General features: G+C 64.2%; 14 protein-coding genes. 6 read left to right on the top strand and 8 right to left on the bottom strand.

Features of this window, described 5'->3' with window-relative positions; genetic code table 11:
• Positions 1-11: 11 nt before the first annotated feature.
• Positions 12-971 (bottom strand): acyl-CoA desaturase, encoded by a 960-nt coding sequence (locus OC450_RS02465; protein WP_262047099.1) that lies wholly within the window; start codon positions 969-971, stop codon positions 12-14.
• A 219-nt stretch (positions 972-1,190) separates the two neighbouring features.
• Between OC450_RS02465 and OC450_RS02460 the strand changes: the two genes are divergently transcribed.
• A complete protein-coding gene (locus OC450_RS02460; protein WP_249129128.1) occupies positions 1,191-2,126 on the top strand; it encodes a glycerophosphodiester phosphodiesterase in 936 nt (311 codons plus the stop codon).
• A 36-nt stretch (positions 2,127-2,162) separates the two neighbouring features.
• On the opposite strand, the gene OC450_RS02455 is transcribed toward OC450_RS02460, so the two are convergent.
• Positions 2,163-4,442, bottom strand: a complete 2,280-nt coding sequence (locus OC450_RS02455; protein ID WP_262047098.1) for a spermidine synthase — start codon at positions 4,440-4,442, stop codon at positions 2,163-2,165.
• Between the two features lie 231 nt (positions 4,443-4,673).
• On the opposite strand from OC450_RS02455, the gene OC450_RS02450 reads away from it, so the two are divergent.
• Positions 4,674-6,284 (top strand): phytoene desaturase family protein, encoded by a 1,611-nt coding sequence (locus tag OC450_RS02450; protein WP_262047097.1) that lies wholly within the window; start codon positions 4,674-4,676, stop codon positions 6,282-6,284.
• A 245-nt stretch (positions 6,285-6,529) separates the two neighbouring features.
• On the opposite strand, the gene OC450_RS02445 is transcribed toward OC450_RS02450, so the two are convergent.
• Positions 6,530-6,685 (bottom strand): Flp family type IVb pilin, encoded by a 156-nt coding sequence (locus tag OC450_RS02445; protein WP_049823422.1) that lies wholly within the window; start codon positions 6,683-6,685, stop codon positions 6,530-6,532.
• Between the two features lie 165 nt (positions 6,686-6,850).
• Between OC450_RS02445 and OC450_RS02440 the strand changes: the two genes are divergently transcribed.
• Positions 6,851-7,738, top strand: coding sequence for a 50S ribosomal protein L11 methyltransferase (locus OC450_RS02440; RefSeq protein ID WP_262047096.1), 888 nt, complete (start codon positions 6,851-6,853; stop codon positions 7,736-7,738).
• Positions 7,739-7,767: 29 nt separating this feature from the next.
• Here the strand turns inward: OC450_RS02440 and OC450_RS02435 are convergent, their stop codons facing one another.
• Positions 7,768-7,941, bottom strand: coding sequence for a hypothetical protein (locus tag OC450_RS02435; RefSeq protein WP_211384516.1), 174 nt, complete (start codon positions 7,939-7,941; stop codon positions 7,768-7,770).
• A 187-nt stretch (positions 7,942-8,128) separates the two neighbouring features.
• Between OC450_RS02435 and OC450_RS02430 the strand changes: the two genes are divergently transcribed.
• Both OC450_RS02430 and OC450_RS02425 read left to right on the top strand, forming a co-directional pair.
• Positions 8,129-9,955, top strand: coding sequence for an aminopeptidase P family protein (locus OC450_RS02430; RefSeq protein WP_211384515.1), 1,827 nt, complete (start codon positions 8,129-8,131; stop codon positions 9,953-9,955).
• A 234-nt stretch (positions 9,956-10,189) separates the two neighbouring features.
• Positions 10,190-11,464 carry a multidrug effflux MFS transporter gene (locus OC450_RS02425; RefSeq protein ID WP_262047095.1) on the top strand — a complete coding sequence of 425 codons (1,275 nt, stop codon included), beginning with the start codon at positions 10,190-10,192 and terminating at the stop codon, positions 11,462-11,464.
• Between the two features lie 113 nt (positions 11,465-11,577).
• Here the strand turns inward: OC450_RS02425 and ligA are convergent, their stop codons facing one another.
• Complete coding sequence (gene ligA, locus OC450_RS02420; protein WP_262047094.1) at positions 11,578-13,920, bottom strand: NAD-dependent DNA ligase LigA; 2,343 nt, start codon at positions 13,918-13,920, stop codon at positions 11,578-11,580.
• 112 nt (positions 13,921-14,032) lie between these two features.
• Here ligA and OC450_RS02415 point away from each other — a divergent pair, with 112 nt between their 5' ends.
• The gene (locus OC450_RS02415) at positions 14,033-14,320 is read left to right on the top strand and encodes a GIY-YIG nuclease family protein (protein ID WP_262047093.1); all 288 of its coding nucleotides are present in this window, start codon (positions 14,033-14,035) and stop codon (positions 14,318-14,320) included.
• A gap of 96 nt (positions 14,321-14,416) precedes the next feature.
• On the opposite strand, the gene recN is transcribed toward OC450_RS02415, so the two are convergent.
• From recN to lpxC, 3 genes are all read right to left on the bottom strand, one after another.
• A complete protein-coding gene (recN, locus tag OC450_RS02410; RefSeq protein ID WP_262047092.1) occupies positions 14,417-16,087 on the bottom strand; it encodes a DNA repair protein RecN in 1,671 nt (556 codons plus the stop codon).
• A gap of 13 nt (positions 16,088-16,100) precedes the next feature.
• Positions 16,101-16,991: an outer membrane protein assembly factor BamD gene (locus tag OC450_RS02405; protein WP_211384511.1), complete on the bottom strand. Its 891-nt coding sequence runs from the start codon at positions 16,989-16,991 to the stop codon at positions 16,101-16,103.
• Positions 16,992-17,236: 245 nt separating this feature from the next.
• Positions 17,237-18,199, bottom strand: a complete 963-nt coding sequence (lpxC, locus tag OC450_RS02400) for a UDP-3-O-acyl-N-acetylglucosamine deacetylase (protein WP_256806038.1) — start codon at positions 18,197-18,199, stop codon at positions 17,237-17,239.
• Positions 18,200-18,370: the final 171 nt, after the last annotated feature.

Genomic DNA, 18,370 nt, shown 5'->3' with positions numbered 1-18,370 from the left:
GCAGATGATGCTCAGCCCGTTTCGAGGTCGGGCGCAGCATCGCCCGGCTGCCGCAGCATGCGCCGCGCGATCTTCTCCTCGCTCGGCACCTTGACGTCCCAAGCCAGTCCCAGCGCTTCCAGCGCCCGGATGAAGACGAAGCCGGGATCGAATTCGAACCAGCGCAGGCCGAAGGCGGCGGAATACGGAAAGGCATGGTGGTTGTTGTGCCAGCCCTCGCCCCAGGCCAGCCAGGCCATCACGCCGAGATTGCGGCTGTTGTCGTCGCGGGTGGCGAACGGCTGCGCGCCAAACGTATGCATGATCGAGTTGATCGCAGACATGGTCTGCTCGACCACGAACATGCGGACCACGCCGCCCCAGAGCAAGCCGCTCAGCGCCCCCCACAGGCTCATGGTGGCGAGGCCGCCGATCAAGGCGGGCAACACCAGGCCGAGACCGGCCCAAGTGTAATAGTAGCTGTTGACGACAACCAGCCTGCGGTCCGCCATCAAATCCGGCACGTAATGCGCAACGTTGGGATAATCGTGCTCGACCATCCAGGTCAGATGCGCATGCAGGAAGCCGCGCAGGCGACCGAATGGGCCGTCGCCATGCAGACGCGGCGAATGCAGATCGCCATCGTGATCGGACAATTCGTGGTGGCGGCGATGCATCGCGGCCCAGGACAGCATGGGACCGCGCCCCGCCATCGAACCCATGATGACCAGGATCGCACTCATCGTCGTGGAGGTCGCGAAGGCGCGATGGGTGAACAGGCGGTGATAGCCGACAGTGAGGCCGAGGCCGGTGACCAGCCAGAACCCGAAGAACAGGCCGAGCTCCATCGTACCGATCGGGCGGTAGAACAGCAGGGAGAGTGCCACCAGCGTGCCGACGAATGGCAGCACGTCGAAGATGATGAAATGTCGCCGCTGCATCCGATGAAAATGGCGGCTGCGGATGATGCGGTGATCGCGTTTCTGTTGCACGGGCGGGATTCCAGGGCGGCGACCATGAGTACATACAAGCCGGGCGGACGCAACCCAAGCCGCCGCCCAAGCTTTCAACAGCCGCGAAAGCCTATAGAATAGGCCGGCCGCGCCGAATGCGTTCAAATACCGTCCTTTCCGCCTGCCCTTCGAGCCACCATGCCGTCACCTGCTGCGATATTCCTGACCGTGCTGACATTTCTCATTGCGGGAGAGGCCATGGGATCCGATTCGGCCTTCGACCTCGAGGCGCATCGCGGCGGTCGGGCGCTGCTGCCGGAAAACACCCTGCCGGCCTTTGCCAACGCGCTCTCGATGGGCGTGGACACGCTGGAGCTCGACGTCGGGGTGACCGCCGACGGCGAGGTCGTCGTCTCGCATGAGCGCGGGCTCAATCCCGATCTGGCGCGGGATGCGAGCGGCACCTATGTCGCGCCCCCCGGCACGCCGTTCGTGAAGATGCGGTTCGCCGACGTCAGGACCTACGACGTCGGCCAGATCCGGCCGGACAGTCCTTACGCGAAGCAATTTCCCGATCAGCGCGCCGTGCCCGGGACACGCATTCCGACCTTGAGCGAGCTGTTTGCGCTGGTGCGCAGGTCCGGCAACACGCGTGTGCGATTCAACATCGAGACCAAGATCGACCCAAACCATCCGGACCAGTCTCCCGATCCGCAGGCTTTCGTCACCAGGTTGCTCGCCCTGATCGAGACGGAAAAATTCTCCGACCGCGTCATGATCCAGTCGTTCGACTGGCGAACCCTGCAGCTCGTCCAGCAGCGGGCACCGACGATGCCGACGGTGTACCTGACGCTCCAGCGCGGCTCGGGCCGGACGGTGGCGCTGGATCAGGCAACCAACTGGACGGCGGGGTTCAGCCCGGCCGATCACGGCGGCTCGTTGCCGCGAACGATCAAGGCCGCGGGTGGCGCGATCTGGTCGCCTTATTTCGGCGACGTGAGCGCGGCACTTGTCGCCGAGGCCCACACGCTGGGACTGCACGTCGTGGTCTGGACCGTCAACAAGCCCGAAGACATGGCGCGCATGATCGAGATCGGCGTCGACGGAATCATCTCGGACCGCCCCGACCTGCTGCGGCAGATCGCCGGCGAGAAGGGAATTGCGTTGCCCGTGGGCACGCCGGTGGTGCCGTAACTCCCAGCCATCCTGTAGCCCGAAGCTACGACGACCTTACTCCCCGTCCCTCAGGCGCCGGTAGAGCGCGCCCAGGATGTTGGAGTAATCGTCGGTCCAGACCCGCACCCTGTCGTCGGCCTCGGTCTGCTCCCATACTTTCGACGATGCGAGCCTGCCGACATCGGCATCCTCGCGCGCGGAAATGACGACGTCGGTCGAGAAGATGTAATCGGAATCGCGCCCGGAATCCTCGTTATAGACCCAGCTCTTGAGATCGTTGGCATCGGCGATGCCGACCACGACGGTCTCGAGATCGAGGTGCCGGTTGGAGACGTGCATCACCACGGCGCCGTGCGGGGCGAGCTTGTCCTTGTAGATCTTCATCGCCTCTTCGGTGGCCAGATGAATCGGGATCGCATCCGACGAATAGGCATCGACGATGATCAGGTCATAGACGCCGTCGGGCTCTTTCGCGAAGGTGAGGCGGGCGTCGCCAATCACCGGCTTCAGGCCCGGCATGCAGCTCGAAATGTAGCGGAAGTTCTTCGGGTCACTCGCCGCGTCGACCATGGACTGGTCGATCTCGAAGAACGTCCAGTTCTCCCCGGGCTCGGCCGCACAGGCGAGCGTGCCCGAGCCAACGCCGATCGCGGCGACCTTCAGCGGTGCGCCCTTGCGCTCGCGGATCGCGCTGACGGCCTGACCGATGCCGCCGTCCTTGTGATAATAGGTGATCGGCTCGGGCCGGCCGGTAACAGGCGTGCCGTCATTGTTGCGGAAGCGCTCGGCGCCGTGAATGGTGGTGCCGTGCATCAGCACGTGGAAATAGCCGCCGGGCGTCACCACGATCTTGTGCACCCCGAAGAAGCTGCGCACCGTGGTGACGCGGCCCTCGTCCGCCGGATAAACCCGGATCAACGCCAGCGCGAGCGCGACTGTGGCGAAGATCTTCCAGCGGCCGGCATTGACCGCCAGCACCAGTAGCGCGGCGAGCACGCCGACCGCGCCGGCCACCCAGACGCGGTGATCCTCGAACCAGGTCGAGATCCCGCCCGTCGTGGTGGACGGCGCAACGAGCGCCACCGCGAGCGCGGCCAGCGCCAGCCAGTACCATTTGACGATGCCCGCCATCCGCTCGTTCGCGGGCGGCCGGCACAACACGGCAAACGCGACCAGGATCGGATATTCCGCTATCCATGAGAACGTGAAGGGCGCAACGAGCCCGGCGAACAGGCCGCCGACCATGCCGCCGAACGACAGCGCGACATAGAAGCCGGTGAGATATTTGGCCGCCGGCCGGGTCCGCGCCAATTCGCCGTGGCAGGCCATGGCGATGACGAAGAAGCACAATTGATGGCCGCCGAGGGTCAGCAGCAGGTTCTGCTCGCCGCCGAAGGCCAGCAGAACGACGACGCCGGCAATCGCAACCGGCTGAAGCATCAGCATCCATTTGTGCGGCAGCAGCGGCCGCGACTGGAACACCACCACCCAGGTTAGCAAGTACAGCGACAGCGGCAGCACCCACAGCAGCGGCGCAGCCGCAACGTCGGTCGAGATGTGCGCGGTCACCGCGATGAGCAGGCCGGACGGCACGCCGGCGAGGAATATCCACCGCAGCCGCGTCAGGACGCCGGGCGCCGGCGCGTTGATGTCCCCGGTTCGCACATCGAGCATGGCCAGCTTCGGCGAGCGCAACAGCAGTACGCCGCACGCGGCGATCAGGAGGATCAGAAGACCGTAGCCGCCGGTCCAGAGCCGGTTCTGCGTGTGCAGCGTGAACATCGGCTCCAGCAGGAACGGATAGGACAATAGCGCAAGGAAGCTGCCGATGTTGGAGGAGGCATAGAGGAAGTAGGGATCGTGCCCGGCGGGATGTCCGGTGCGGACGAACCAGGCCTGCAACAACGGATTGTTGGCGGCGAGCGCGAAGAACGGCAGGCCGATCGAGATCACGAACAGGCCGAGCAGCCAGATCGCGTAGCCGGAAGCCGGCGGCTCGCCATAGGCCGAGGCGATGCCGAGCGGCAGCGTGGCGAAGGCAAGCACGAGCAACACGAGATGCACCGCGACGGGAACGATGCGGTTCCGGATCTGCATCAAGAGATGCGCATAGGCATAGCCCGCCAGAAGCAGCGACTGGAAGAACACCATCGCCACCGACCACACCGCCGGCGAGCCGCCGAGCCGCGGCAGCACCATCTTGGTGAACAGCGGCTGCACCGAGAACAGCAGGAGCGCGCTGACGAAGATCGCGGCGGTGTAGACCGTCAGCAGCAGCCGGTTGCGCGACGAGGACGGCTGCTTCGTGGCGGCGGGTTGCACGATCGAATCCATGGAAGCTCCAGCAAAAGCGTTCTCCAGCGAAGTGGGCGCCGGTTCGCGCGAGAAAACGCGTCGAATAACTGTCCGGCGGGCGCCGGCCGCGCGCAATGGAGCACAGGGCACCTGAACGGGCAATAAAGGGTCTCGTGATGTTGCAGCGAGAAATGCCTGATATACAGATGTCATTCCGGGCTCGGTCCTTCAGACCATCCCGGAGTGACATCGGAACAAATTGAACTCGTCATGACCGAAACCGACGTCGTCATCATCGGCGCGGGCCATAACGGCCTCACCTGCGCGACCTATCTCGCGATGGCCGGCCTGCGCGTGCGAGTGGTCGAACGCCGCAAGGTGGTCGGCGGGGCCGCAGTCACGGAGGAGTTTCATCCGGGCTTCCGCAATTCGGTGGCGGCCTACACCGTGAGCCTGCTCAATCCGCAGGTGGTTAGCGACCTGGGGCTCGCCGAGCAGGGCCTGCGAATCGTCGAGCGGCGCGCGCAGAATTTCCTGCCCGCGCCCGACGGCATCCATCTCCTCACCGGCGAGGGACGGACGAAGGAGTCCGTCGCGCGGCTCAGCGCGCATGACGCCAACGCGCTCGACGGATTTTCGCGCGAGCTGGAAGATATCGCCGACGTACTCAGGCAATTCGTGCTGCGCGCACCGCCGAACCTGCTCGCTGGTTTCGGCACGGCGGCGATCCGCGAGGCTCTCAACGCGGTCCAGAGCGCCAACATCCTGCGCGGCCTGACGCTGGAGCAGAGCCGCAGCCTGCTCGATCTCTTCACCCGCTCGGCCGGCGAGATGCTGGACGAGCGCTTCGAGCACGATCTGGTCAAGGCGCTGTTCGGCTTCGATGCCATCGTCGGCAACTACGCCAGCCCTTACGCCGCCGGCTCGGCCTATGTGATGCTGCATCACGCCTTCGGCGAGGTGAACGGCAAGAAGGGCGTCTGGGGCCACGCCATCGGCGGCATGGGCGCGATCACGCAGGCGATGGCGCGCGCCGCACGCGACCGGGGCGTGACGATCGACACCGATGCGGACGTGCGCGAGGTGATCGTCGAGCGCGACCGCGCCGTCGGAATCGCGCTGGAGAACGGCGAGACGATCCGCGCCAAATATGTTGCGTCCAACGTCAATCCAAAACTGCTCTATACCCGGCTGATCGCGGCCGACGCCCTGCCCGAAAACTTCCTCGCCCGCATTCGCAATTGGAAGAACGGCTCCGGCACCTTCCGCATGAACGTGGCGCTGGACCGCCTGCCCTCCTTCACGGCGCTGCCGGGCGAGGGCGATCACCTTACCTCCGGCATCATCCTGGCACCTGATCTCGGCTACATGGACCGCGCCTGGCTCGACGCTCGCGCGCGCGGCTGGAGCCGTGAGCCCGTGGTCGAGATGCTGATCCCCTCGACGCTCGACGACACGCTCGCGCCCGGGGGCAAGCATGTCGCGAGCCTGTTCTGCCAGCACGTTGCCCCCGAGCTTCCGGATGGAAAGTCGTGGGACGACCATCGCGACGAGGTCGCCGACCTCATGATCGCGACGGTGGACAAATATGCCCCTGGTTTTGCGGCGAGCGTGCTCGGCCGCCAGATCCTGTCACCGCTCGATCTCGAGCGGCAATTCGGTCTCCTGGGCGGCGACATCTTCCACGGCGCGCTGACGCTGAACCAGCTGTTCTCGGCGCGGCCGATGCTGGGTCATGCGGATTATCGCGGCCCCCTGAAGGGCCTCTACCACTGCGGCTCCGGCGCCCACCCCGGCGGCGGCGTCACCGGCGCTCCCGGCCACAACGCCGCGCAGGCGATCCTGCGGGACCACCGCTCGCTGTTCGGAAGCCGTGGATAGGTCTGTGGATGAGTTGTGGACAGGCTGTTGGCAAAGCTGTGGAAGCGGCGGTGGAAACCCCTCGCGGCCGATCCGGCCAAGCCGGGTACAAGGCGGTGGAAAATCTGGGGATGAGTGCCGGGATAAGGCCGTGGACAAGGTCCGGAAAACGAGCGGATAGCCCGCCCGGGGCAATCCTCCGGGCGGGCGATCGTCGGGAAATAGCCTATGAAGAAACTAGCTCGCTGGGAAATGGGAGGCGGAAATTACTTCAAGGAGGTGCTAATCGAAGTGAACTTGTCGTTCATCGTGGTGCCCAGGCCGTTCACCACGGTGATGATTGCGAGCGCGATACCGGCTGCGATCAGGCCGTACTCGATCGCCGTCGCACCGGATTCATCGGACCAGAACTTCAAAACCATGTGCTTCAAGACTCGTCTCCATTTCTATCTCAAGCTGTGTTGCTTGCCCTCAACATCCGTAAATCTACGACGCACAACCTGAGGTTCGGTTAAGCCGGAGATTGCAAGTTATGTGGAAAATTTGGGAACAAAAGTTCCAAAAATTGAACCCGACGGAACCCGAGAATGCAGCTGACCCCCACCCATCGCGCCAGTTTTTCGATCGGCAGCGAGAACGCCGCCAGGCGCGTTGTCGACGTTCTCACCGAGGTGTTTTTCGAAGGCGATGCGGCAGTCGCGGCCTTCGAGCAGCCTGACGGACAGTGGGACGTCACGCTGCATTTCGCGGACCCGCCGGACCAGGCATGGCTGCGCGAACTCGTTGCAAACTCAGCAGGAATCCAGATCGCGGACACGCTCACCTTCGATACCGTCGAAGCCAAGGACTGGGTCAAGGCGAGCCTGGAAGATCTTGTCCCGGTGCCGGCCGGGCGCTTCGTCGTCCACGGCAGCCATGACCGCGAGCGGGTGACGCCGAACAAGCTCGCCATCGAGATCGAGGCGGCGCTCGCCTTCGGCACCGGACACCATGGTACCACGCGCGGCTGTTTACTCCTGCTTGACCATGTCCTGAAGAGTTCCCGACCGAGGAACCTGCTCGACCTCGGCACCGGCTCCGGCGTGCTGGCCATAGCGGCGGCGAAAGCGCTGCACCGCGCGGTGCTGGCCTCCGACATCGACCCGCCCTCGGTACGGGTGGCCGCCGAGAACGCCTCGCTGAACGAGGTTGGTCATCATGTGCGGGTGATCCGCGCCACCGGCTTTGCCGCGCCTGATTTCGGCAAGCGCGTCCCGTTCGACCTCGTCCTGGCCAACATCCTTGCCAATCCGTTGCGGCAATTGGCGAGTCCGATGGCACGGCACCTTGCGCCCGGCGGACGCGTCATCCTTTCCGGCCTGTTGACGCACCAGGCCCCTGCCGTGATCGCGGCCTACCGCGCGCGCGGCCTCGTGCCGTTGCGACACTTGCGGATCGAGGGGTGGAGCAGCCTGTTGCTGCGGAAGCTTTCGTAAGGTCGATGAGCGCTGCGCTCGACGCCGCGCTACTTCGCAGGCTTCTCGTCACGGGGCGTCGATGCGCGCAACGCCCGCTTTGCGCGGCGCTCGGCGAAACGATTGATCATCTGGCCGATGAGGCCGCGCGGCTTCTTCGGTGTCGCCGCAGCCGGGGCGCGGCGCACCGGCGGGGAAATCTTCTCAAACGTGAACGCCGGCATCGTGTGTCCCCTCGCCGTTGAGATGAACCACCTGCTCGAATTTCCCTGTTATCCGGACGAAGCGCAACTGCCGCATCCGTACTCCACTCAATTCGAATGGAACCTATTCAAGCACAGTCCATGCCAGATGCGACCTCAAATGCGTCTACATTGCGGACTGATCCTCATGATCCTAAAGTGATCCACCATGTTCGAAGCGCACTTCCAGACATTCGAGGAGCCCGAGGCCGGCGTCGCATTGACGGCGCGCCTGGCCGCGCTCCGTGAAGAACTCGCTCGCCGCAAGCTGACCGGCTTCGTGATCCCACGCGCCGATCAGCAGCAGAACGAATATGTGCCGCCATCGGAAGAGCGTCTGGCCTGGTTGACCGGCTTTACGGGCTCGGCGGGATTGGCAGTGGTGCTGACCCACGAGGCCGCGGTCTTCGTCGACGGCCGCTACACGATCCAGGCGGCCAAACAGGTCGATGCAAAGGCCTGGGCGGTGGAATCGCTGATCGATCCGCCGCCGGAAAGCTGGGTGACGGCACATTTGAAAGCCGGGGATCGCCTCGGATTTGATCCGTGGCTGCACACTTTTGCGGCAGCCGAGCGCCTGTCCGCCGCCTGCGCCAAGGCCGGCGCCGAACTGGTCGCCGTCGACAGCAATCCGGTCGATGCGGTCTGGCAGGACCGGCCGCAGCCGCCGATTGCGCCGGTCGCGGTGCACGGACTGCAACATGCCGGCGTCTCTGAAGCCGAGAAGCTGACGCAGATCAGAAGCGAGATCGGCAAGCTCGGCGTCGACGCGCTGGTGCTGTCCGACAGTCATGCCGTGGCCTGGACCTTCAACATCCGGGGCGCCGACGTCGCGCACACGCCGCTGCCGCTGTCCTATGCGCTGGTGCCGAAGGACGGACGGCCGACCGTTTTCCTCGACCACCGCAAGCTCTCGAACCTGACGCGCGACCATATCGAGCAGTCGGCAGACGTGCGCGAGCCCGATGCGATGGCGCCGACGCTGATGGCGCTGGCCAGAAGCGGCGCGGCGATCGCACTCGACAATGCGACCGCGGCCGACGCGCTAAGCCGACTGATCGCGGGTGCCGGCGGCAAGCCGGTTCGCGGCAACGATCCGATCGCGCTGCTCAAGGCTGTGAAGAACGCGACCGAGATCAAGGGCACGCAGACGGCGCACCGACGCGATGCGATCGCGCTGGCGCGCTTCCTCGCCTTCATCGACCGCGAGGCGGCAAGCGGCAAGCTCACCGAGATCGACGCGGTCGAGGCGCTGGAGACGTTCCGCCGCGATACCGGCGCGCTCAAGGATGTGTCGTTCCCGACCATATCGGGCACCGGCCCGAACGGCGCCATCGTGCACTACCGCGTCACCCGCAAGAGCAACCGGCGTATCGCGCCCGGCGATCTGCTGCTGATCGATTCCGGCGCGCAATATGAAGACGGCACCACCGACGTCACCCGCACCATGGCCGTGGGCGAGCCGACGGGCGAGATGCGCGACCGCTTCACCCGCGTGCTGCGCGGCCACATCGCGATCGCGCGCGCGATCTTCCCCGACGGCACCAATGGCGCACAGCTCGACACGCTCGCACGGCAATATCTCTGGGCCGCCGGCGTCGATTTCGAGCATGGCACCGGCCACGGCGTCGGCAGCTATCTCTCGGTGCACGAAGGACCGGCGCGGATCTCGAAGCTCGGCACCACGCCGCTGAAGCGCGGCATGATCCTGTCCAACGAGCCGGGCTACTACAAGACCGACGGTTTCGGCATCCGCATCGAAAATCTCGAGCTGGTCGTCGCCGCCGACATCGAGGGCGCCGAGAAATCCATGAACGCCTTCGAGACGCTGACCCTGGCACCGATCGACCGCCGGCTGATCGATGTCGGCATGCTGGGCAAGGACGAACTCGACTGGCTCAACGCCTACCACGCGCGCGTGAGCGCCGAGGTGCGGCCGGCGCTGGACGAGGCGACCAGGGCCTGGCTCGACGAGGCGACGGCGGAGCTGAAATAGCGCAGCGCATGGCGCTAGGCGATTTGCGCAAGGCTCTCCTCGCACCACAGCCGTCATGGCGCGCAAAGCCGGGTTCATGAAAGCGAATTTGCGATGCAACTCGCGTCCAATTCGTCGCAATCGCGCTGCCATTACAACCGTCCCGGAATCCGTATAGCCGCATTCCGAAACGCCGATATCCGTCTTGCGTGAGCAAGCTACAGTCCGATTCGAATTGCAACGAGACGGACACGCATGCACGGCATGATCAGCAAGCCGCCGGGAGCGGCACAGAACATCGCGACCTCGCGCGTGGTGTTGCTGCTCCTGGTCGTCATGACCGGGATCGCGCCGATCTCGCTCTACATGCTGGTTCCGGCGCTGCCGGTGCTGGCGGCGAATTTCGGCAGCGACATCTCGATCGCGCAGATGACGGTGTCGCTCTACATGGTCGGCATCGCGCTGTCCCAGCTGATCATGGGGCCGCTGTCGGACCGCTTCGGCCGGCGTCCGGTGCTGCTCACCGGCCTCGCGCTGATGGTCGCCGCCAGCGTCGCCTGCATCTTCGCGCAGAACCTGCCGCAGCTGATCGCCGCACGCTTCTTCCAGGCGCTGGGCGGCGCCGCCGGCATGGTGGTGAGCCGCGCCATCATCCGCGACATCTACGAGCGCGACCGCGTCGCCTCGATGATCAGCCTCGTGGTCGCGGCGCTGATGATCGGGCAGATGGTGTCGCCTCTCACCGGCGGCCTGATCGAGACCGCCTTCGGCTGGCGCGCGATCTTCTACGTCATCACCGTCGGCGCGATCATCGTTGCCGTCGGCATCGCGGTGGCACTGCCGGAGACGCGCCGCACCCGCGCCGCCGGCAGCGGCTTCCGCGGCGACGTCGGCGTGCTCATCCGCAACCGCGCCTTCGTCGGTTACGTCATGTGCCAGGTGCTGGCCTCGCAGATCATCTTCACCTTTGCCGGCGGCGGCCCCTACATCGTGGTGACGCAGATGGGCCGCAGCAGCGCCGAATACGGCGCGTGGTTCGCAACGACCGGCTTTGCGTATCTCGTCGGCAACCTGCTCTGCGTGCGCTTTGCGCCGCGGCACTCGCTGGAGAGGCTGATCTGGTTCGGACTCGGCCTCCAGCTTTGCGGCAGCCTGCTGAACCTGCTCTGGAGCTTCACCGGCTGGAACGAGGAGCCCGCCTGGCTGTTCGGCACGCAGATGATCGTGATGGCCGGCAATGCCTTCGTGATGGCGAACTCCGCCGCAGGCGCGATCAGCATCCGTCCCGAGGCCGCCGGCACCGCGTCGGGCGCGATGGGCTTTCTCCAGCAGGGCATCGGCGCGCTGATGTCGCAATTCGGTGCCTATCTCGGCGGCCATTCCTCGACGACGCTGCCGCTCACCGCTGCGGTCCTCGCGATCTCGCTGCTCTGCGCCTGCATGATGATCTTCGTCGTCCCCCGCCGCGAGGTGGTGGTGAGCGAGACGCTGATCGGACAGGCGGAGGAGGAAGAGAGCGGGATGATGTGAGTGGCGCAGAGTGGCCTCCCCGTCATTGCGAGCGAAGCGAAGCAATCCAGACTACCGCCGTGGAAAGATTCTGGATTGCTTCGTCGCTTCGCTCCTCGCAATGACGGGAATCCTCACTCCCCGATCAGCTGCAGCCACTCGTCCTCGGTCAGCACCTTGACGCCGTGCTTGTTGGCCTCCGCGAGCTTCGAGCCCGCGCCCGGGCCGGCGACGACGAGATCGGTCTTCTTCGACACCGAGCCCGACACCTTGGCGCCGAGCCGCTCGGCGGTCGCCTTGGCCTCGTCGCGCGTCATCTTCTCCAACGAGCCCGTGAACACCACGGTCTTGCCGGCGACGGCCGAGTTGCTCTTCGGCTTCTCGGCGTCGACGATCTCGACCTCCTTCGTCAGCCGCTCGACGATGCCGCGATTGTGGCTCTCGCCGAAATAATCGGCGATGCTCTTGATCACGGTGTCGCCGATCTGGTCGAGCGCGTCCATCTCCGCCATCGCCTCCTCGTCGCCCCTGGCGACCTTCAGGCAGGCATCGTGGAAAGCCTCCCAGGAGCCGTAGCCGCGTGCCAGCGCCAGCGCCGTGGTCTCGCCGACATGGCGCATGCCGAGCGCGTAGACGAAGCGCTCCAGCGCGATCCTGCGCCGGCTCTCGATGGCGCCGAACAGATTGCGCACCGAGGTCGCGCCGTAACCCTCGATCTCCTCCAGCTTGAGTTTCGAGTTGCGCTTCTCCAGCGTGAAGATGTCGGAAGGCTCCTTCACAAAGCCCTCGTCGAAGAAATACTGGAGCTGCTTCTCGCCAAGACCGTCGATGTCGAACGCACGCCGCGACACGAACAGTTTCAGGTGCTCGATCTTCTGATAGGGGCAAGCGAACTCGCCGGTGCATCGGGCGCGCGATTCCTCCTCGCCGGCCGCCGTCTCCCCGCGCACGACGTCGGTATGCAGCGGACACGGGCATTTCTTGGGGAAGAGGTATTCCTTGGCGCTCTTCGGTCGCTTGTCGAGGACGACATCGACCACCTGCGGGATCACGTCGCCGGCACGCTGGATCAGGACGGTGTCGCCGATCCTGATGTCGCGGCCCTCGCGCAGCACCTCACCCTTGTTGCCGATGCCCTTGATATAGTCCTCGTTGTGCAGCGTGACGTTCTGTACGTTGACACCACCAACGCGAACCGCTTCGAGCTTGCCGACTGGAGTGAATGAACCGGTACGGCCGACTTGGATCTCAATATCTATAAGTTTTGTAGTTACCTGCTCTGCAGCAAATTTATGAGCGATAGCCCACCGCGGGTCACGTCCAACAAAACCGAGGCGCTGCTGATAGTCTATCCTATCAACTTTATAGACTACCCCATCGATATCATGTCCAAGTGACGGGCGAGAATTGAGCAACTGCTGATGATACTCAACAAGCTCTTCCACGCTAAACAATCTCTTGATACGTGGATTCGTACGGAATCCCCAACGCTCAAAAACCTTATCCATTCCATATTGGGAATCGGAGGGCATGACACTCATCTCCCCCCAAGCGTAAGCAAAGAATCGCAGTTTGCGGCCCGCAGTTACACGCGGGTTGATCTGCCTCAATGAACCTGATGCCGCGTTCCTCGGATTAGCAAAGATATGCTTCCCGGTCTGTTCTTGCCTCCGATTGAGCTCAGCGAAGTGATCATGCCGCATGTACACCTCCCCGCGCACTTCACAAATCGTGGGTAACTTCGGGGCACTTATCGTGTGTGGTATATCGTTTAGCATCCGAGCGTTCGCGGTGACATCCTCACCTTCTAGCCCATCACCACGAGTAACAGCCGTTACTAGCGAACCGTTCTCATATCTTAGAGACAAGGATAAGCCGTCGATCTTTGGCTCCGCAGTGAAGGCCAAGACATCACGATCAGAGAGATTGAGAAACTTTCGTATTCGACGAACGAAATCGTGGACATCTACGTCGGTGAAGGCATTAGCCAGGGACAGCATAGGCACGGAATGTCGAACTGTTGCGAAGCCCTTGCTGGGGGGGGCTCCAACAAGCAGAGAGGGGCTAAATAGAATTCTTAAGTCGGGGTAATGCGCCTCTATCGCGTTGCTTCTTTGCCGCAGATTATCGTAGTCGGCATCGCTTATTGTGGGTGCATCATCTTGATAATAGCGTCGGTCGTGTTCCGCTAATTCGGTCCGCAGACGCTCCAGCTCAATCTCCGCTTCCTCCTGGCTGAGCTCTTCGGGGGGCTTAAGTTTTAACCTGACAAGCTCTGGAAAGCGCTTCTCGATCGCGTTGAAGCGCTGGCGCAGCGCGTCATATTCAGCGTCGGTCACGGTCGGCGCGTCGTCCCGATAGTAGCGCCTGTCGTGCTCTTCGAGCGTAAGCGTGAGACGCATGTGTTCGACCTTGGCCTGTGCCTTGGTGAGATCGGCGACGTCACGAAGCGGTTTGGATTTTGCTGCTCTTGCCATTATACTTAAAGTTGTGTCTCGTCGTTCCGGGATGGTCCGAAGGACCAGACCCGGAACCTCGAGCTTCCGGGTTCGCACTTCGTACGCCCCGGAATGACGGTGGGAAGGGGTCATGGCGTACTACGTTTATATCCTAGCAAGCCGGCGCGACGGGGCAATCTATGTTGGCGTCACCAACGACCTCATACGCCGCACCTACGAGCATCGAATCAAGGCCGTGCCGGGCTTCACGACCAAATACAACATCACGAATCTGATTTGGTTCGAGACCTGTGACGATCTGGTTTCGGCGATATCTCGCGAGAAAGAACTCAAGAAGTGGAAGCGGGCCTGGAAGACCCAGTTGATCGAGAAGGACAATCCGAACTGGGATGATCTGTACGACTCGATCTGCAATTGAAAGAGTCATTCTGGGATGGTCCGAAGGACCAGACCCGGAATCTCGAGATTCCGGGTTCGCACTTCGTGGGCCCCGGAATGACGGTGGCAATCAAACCTAACTCGCCGCCTTGAGCAGCCGTTCCGCAGCCGCCCTCGCCTCGGCCGTGATCTCGGCGCCGGCGAGCATGCGCGCGATCTCCTCGCGGCGGTGGTCGGCGCCCAGCGCATTGACGCGGGTGGCGACGCGCTTGCCCTTGTCCAGCGCATCCTTGGAGATCAGCAGATGCTGGTCGGCACGGGCGGCGACCTGCGGGGCGTGGGTCACGGCCATCACCTGGACCTTGCCGGCAAGGCGCGCGAGCCGCCCGCCGATGGCATCCGCGACCGCGCCGCCGACTCCCGTGTCGATCTCGTCGAACACCAGCGTCGGTGCCGAGCCGCGATCGGACAGCACGACCTTGAGCGCCAGCAGGAAGCGCGACAGCTCGCCGCCGGAGGCGACCTTCATCAGCGGGCCCGGCTTGGTGCCCGGATTGGTCTGCACCCAGAACTCGACGCGGTCGAACCCTTGCGGGCCCGGCGCGGCCTCGTCGGTCTCGACCTGGGTCATGAACTTTGCGCGTTCGAGCTTGAGCGGGGCGAGCTCGGCATTGACGGCCTTGTTGAGCTTCTCCGCCGATTTCTGCCGCGCCAGCGACAGCTTCTTGGCGGCGGCGGCATAGCGGCTATCTGCCTCGATCGCGGCCTGCTCCAGCTTTTTCAGTCGCGACGCACCGGCATCGATCAGCACGACGTCGGCGGCATATTGGGCGGCAAGCGCGGCGAGCCCGTCGACCGGCGTCGAATATTTGCGAGACGCGGCACGCAAGGCGAACAGCCGCTCCTCGATGCGCTCGAGCTCGGACGGGTCGAAGTCGGTTGCGGCGAGCGCAGCCTGGAGGTGCTGGTCGGCCTCCTCCAGCGCGTTGATGGCGATGTCGATCGCCTTCACGGCGGGCTCGACCAGCGCCGGCGAGTTGACGCCGCGGCGCTCCAGCCGGCGCACGGCGGCCGACAGCGTCGCGACCGGCGAATGGTTGCCGCCGACAGCCTCCTGCGCCTCGCGCAAATCGGAGGCGATCTTCTCGCCCTGCATCATGGTGGTGCGGCGGGACGCGAGCGAGGTTTCCTCGCCGTCCTTGGGCGCGAGCTGCTTCAGCTCGTCCGAGGCGTGGCGGAGATAATCGGCTTCGCGCGCGGCGCGCTCCATGCCGGCGCGATGCTCCTCCAGCGCGGTGTTGGCGGTCCGGCGCGCGTCCCAGAGCGCTTCGACCGCCGCGACGTCCTTTTCGAGACCGGCGAAGGCGTCGAGCAGGCGGCGGTGGGTGGCGGCATCGACTAGCGCGCGCTCGTCATGCTGGCCGTGAATCTCGACCAGGGCGGCACCGACCGCCTTCAGCGTCTGCACGCTGATCGACTGGTCGTTGATGAAGGCGCGGGTGCGGCCATCAGCGAGCTGCACCCGGCGAAGAATCATCTCGCCGGTATCGTCCAGCCCGTTCTCGGCGAGGATCTTCGCTGCGGGGTGATTCTTCGGGATATCGAATACGGCGGTGACCTGCCCCTGCTCCGCGCCGTGGCGCACGAGGCCGGCATCGCCGCGGCCGCCGAGCGCCAACGCAAAGGCATCGAGCAGGATGGATTTGCCCGCCCCGGTCTCGCCGGTCAAAACCGCGAGGCCCGTTGCGAATTCGATATCGAGCCGTTCGATCAGGACGATGTCACGGATCGACAGACGCGCCAGCATGAAACTCTATTTCCTAGCCGAGACCCATCTTCTTGAAGGTCTTGCTGATCCAGGACCCCTGATTCTCGCTCGGTTCGAGACCGCCTGATTTTACAAGATTATAGGCGTCCTTGTACCAGCGACTGTCAGGAAAATTGTGCCCGAGCACTGCGGCGGCCGTCTGAGCCTCGCCGACGATGCCGATGGCCATATAGGCCTCGGTCAGGCGGTACAGCGCCTCCTCGACGTGGCGGGTGGTCTGGTACTGCGTCACGACGGCCTTGTAGCGGTTGATCGCCGCCGTGTAGTCGCGCTTCTGCGCGTAATAGCGGCCGACGTTCATTTCCTTGCCGGCGAGCTGGTCGCGCGCACCCTCGATCTTGGCCTTGGCCGAGGTCGCATATTCGGAGGTCGGATATTTGCGCACCACCTCTTCCAGCGAGGCGATCGCCTTCTCGGTGCGGGTCTGGTCGCGGCTGATGTCCGGGATCTGGTCGTAATGCGAGGCGGCGATCAGGTATTGGGCATAGGCCGCATCCGGACTGCCGGGATGCAGCGTGACGTAGCGCGTCGCGGCGCCGATGCAGCTGTCGTAGTCGCCGCCCTGGTAGGACGCATAGGCCGACATCAGCAGCGACTTGCGGGCCCAGTCGGAATAAGGATGCTGGCGGTCGACCTCTTCGAACTTCTTGTTCGCCGCCTTCATGTCCTTCTTCTCGTTCATGAGGTACAGGCCCTCATTGTAGATCTTGTCGGCAGGCTCCTCGACGAAGGTGTCGTCCTTGGCGGTGAATTTGTCCCAGAGCGCGCCGGTGCCGCATCCAGCCAGCGGCATCGCGAGCAGGAAGAGGGTGGCGGCCTGAAGCAGCCCGCGGGCTCGGGGCGAGGCCGAAAAAGATCCGCGCGTCATACGCTGTGCCGACATGAATATTGCCCTGACGCCCTGTGATGCGGTGTCCGCCAGCCCATGAACCCCGTCACGGGCGCGAAATGTAGCCGTGGTGCCTGCCATGCGACCACGCCGGTGTAACCGAAAAACGATCTTGTACCAACCGGATAGGCAGGCATTTCGCCCGGATTAAGGCGAACGCGCCGCAATCCTAGCCGATCATTATTACCAGGAGTTTCCCGGGGAAAAGCGCCGCCAAACGCCAGCGGTAACGGGTCTGTTCAGGACACGTCCGGCCCGTAGGCCGCGGCGATCCGGCCGCCGACGATGCTGCGACCGGTTTCGGCCACGGGACGCGCGGTGCGGCGGGCCGCCTCGCCCTCGACCACCCGCCAGGCGGTACGGTCGGCGAGCAGCGCGGTCAGGACGGCATGGTTGAGCTTGTGGCCGCCACGCACCGAGCGGTAGGCGCCAAGCAGCGGCAGACCGGCCAGCGCGAGGTCGCCGATCACATCCAGCACCTTGTGCCGTGCACATTCGTCGGCGTAGCGCAGGCCCTCGGTGTTGAGCAGCCGCTCCTCGTCGAACACGACGGTGTTGTCGAAAGAGGCGCCGAGGGCGTAGCCGGCGCTCCAGAGCCGCGCGACGTCGCACATCAGACCGAAAGTCCGGGCGCGGCCGACTTCGCGGCGGAAACGTTCCGGGCTGAGGTCGAAGGCATAGCTCTGCTGGCCGATGACAGGATTGGTGAAATCGATCTCGACCTCGGCGCGGAACCCGCTGGCGTGGGGCCTGATCTCGCCGAAGGAATCGCCGATCTTGACCGAGATCGGCTTCAAAACCTGAATGAAGCGGCGCTGCGCCGGCTGGGTCACGATACCGGCCTGATCGATCGCGGCAATGAAAGCCGCGGCGCTGCCGTCCATGATCGGCACTTCCGGCCCGTCAATCTCGATGATGGCGTTGTCGACACCCATGCCCCGCAGTGCAGCAAGGACATGCTCGGCAGTGGAGACCAGCGGGCCGTTGCGATCGCCGAGGACAGTGGCGAAATCGGTCGCGATCACCTGCTCGGCAGTCGCCTGAACTTCGCGGTCACTTCCCTCGAGCCCGGTGCGGACAAAAATAAGACCCGCGTCGACAGGCGCAGGCCCAAGGGTGAGAGTGACGGGAAGACCGGAATGAACGCCGACGCCTGCCACGGAGGCTTGCGCACCAAGCGTTGTTTGCCGGCTAAATTTCATCAGGAACCGCCCCACTACGACCACTGCGACTTATACTGAACCCGATCGACCGGCCAAGGCCGCTCGCTCCGAATCCGTATCCCCAAGTCACGGCAAACCATAGTCACTGCCTCAAACAGCGCCAACTCACGCTTTTTTACCGATTGTTACCCCAAACCTGCCGCATTCGCG

Source organism: Bradyrhizobium sp. Bra78 (assembly GCF_024519855.1).
GTDB lineage: Bacteria > Pseudomonadota > Alphaproteobacteria > Rhizobiales > Xanthobacteraceae > Bradyrhizobium > Bradyrhizobium japonicum_G.
The sequence above is the reverse complement of the archived record's forward strand: the minus strand, read 5'-3'. Positions and strand labels throughout refer to the sequence as shown.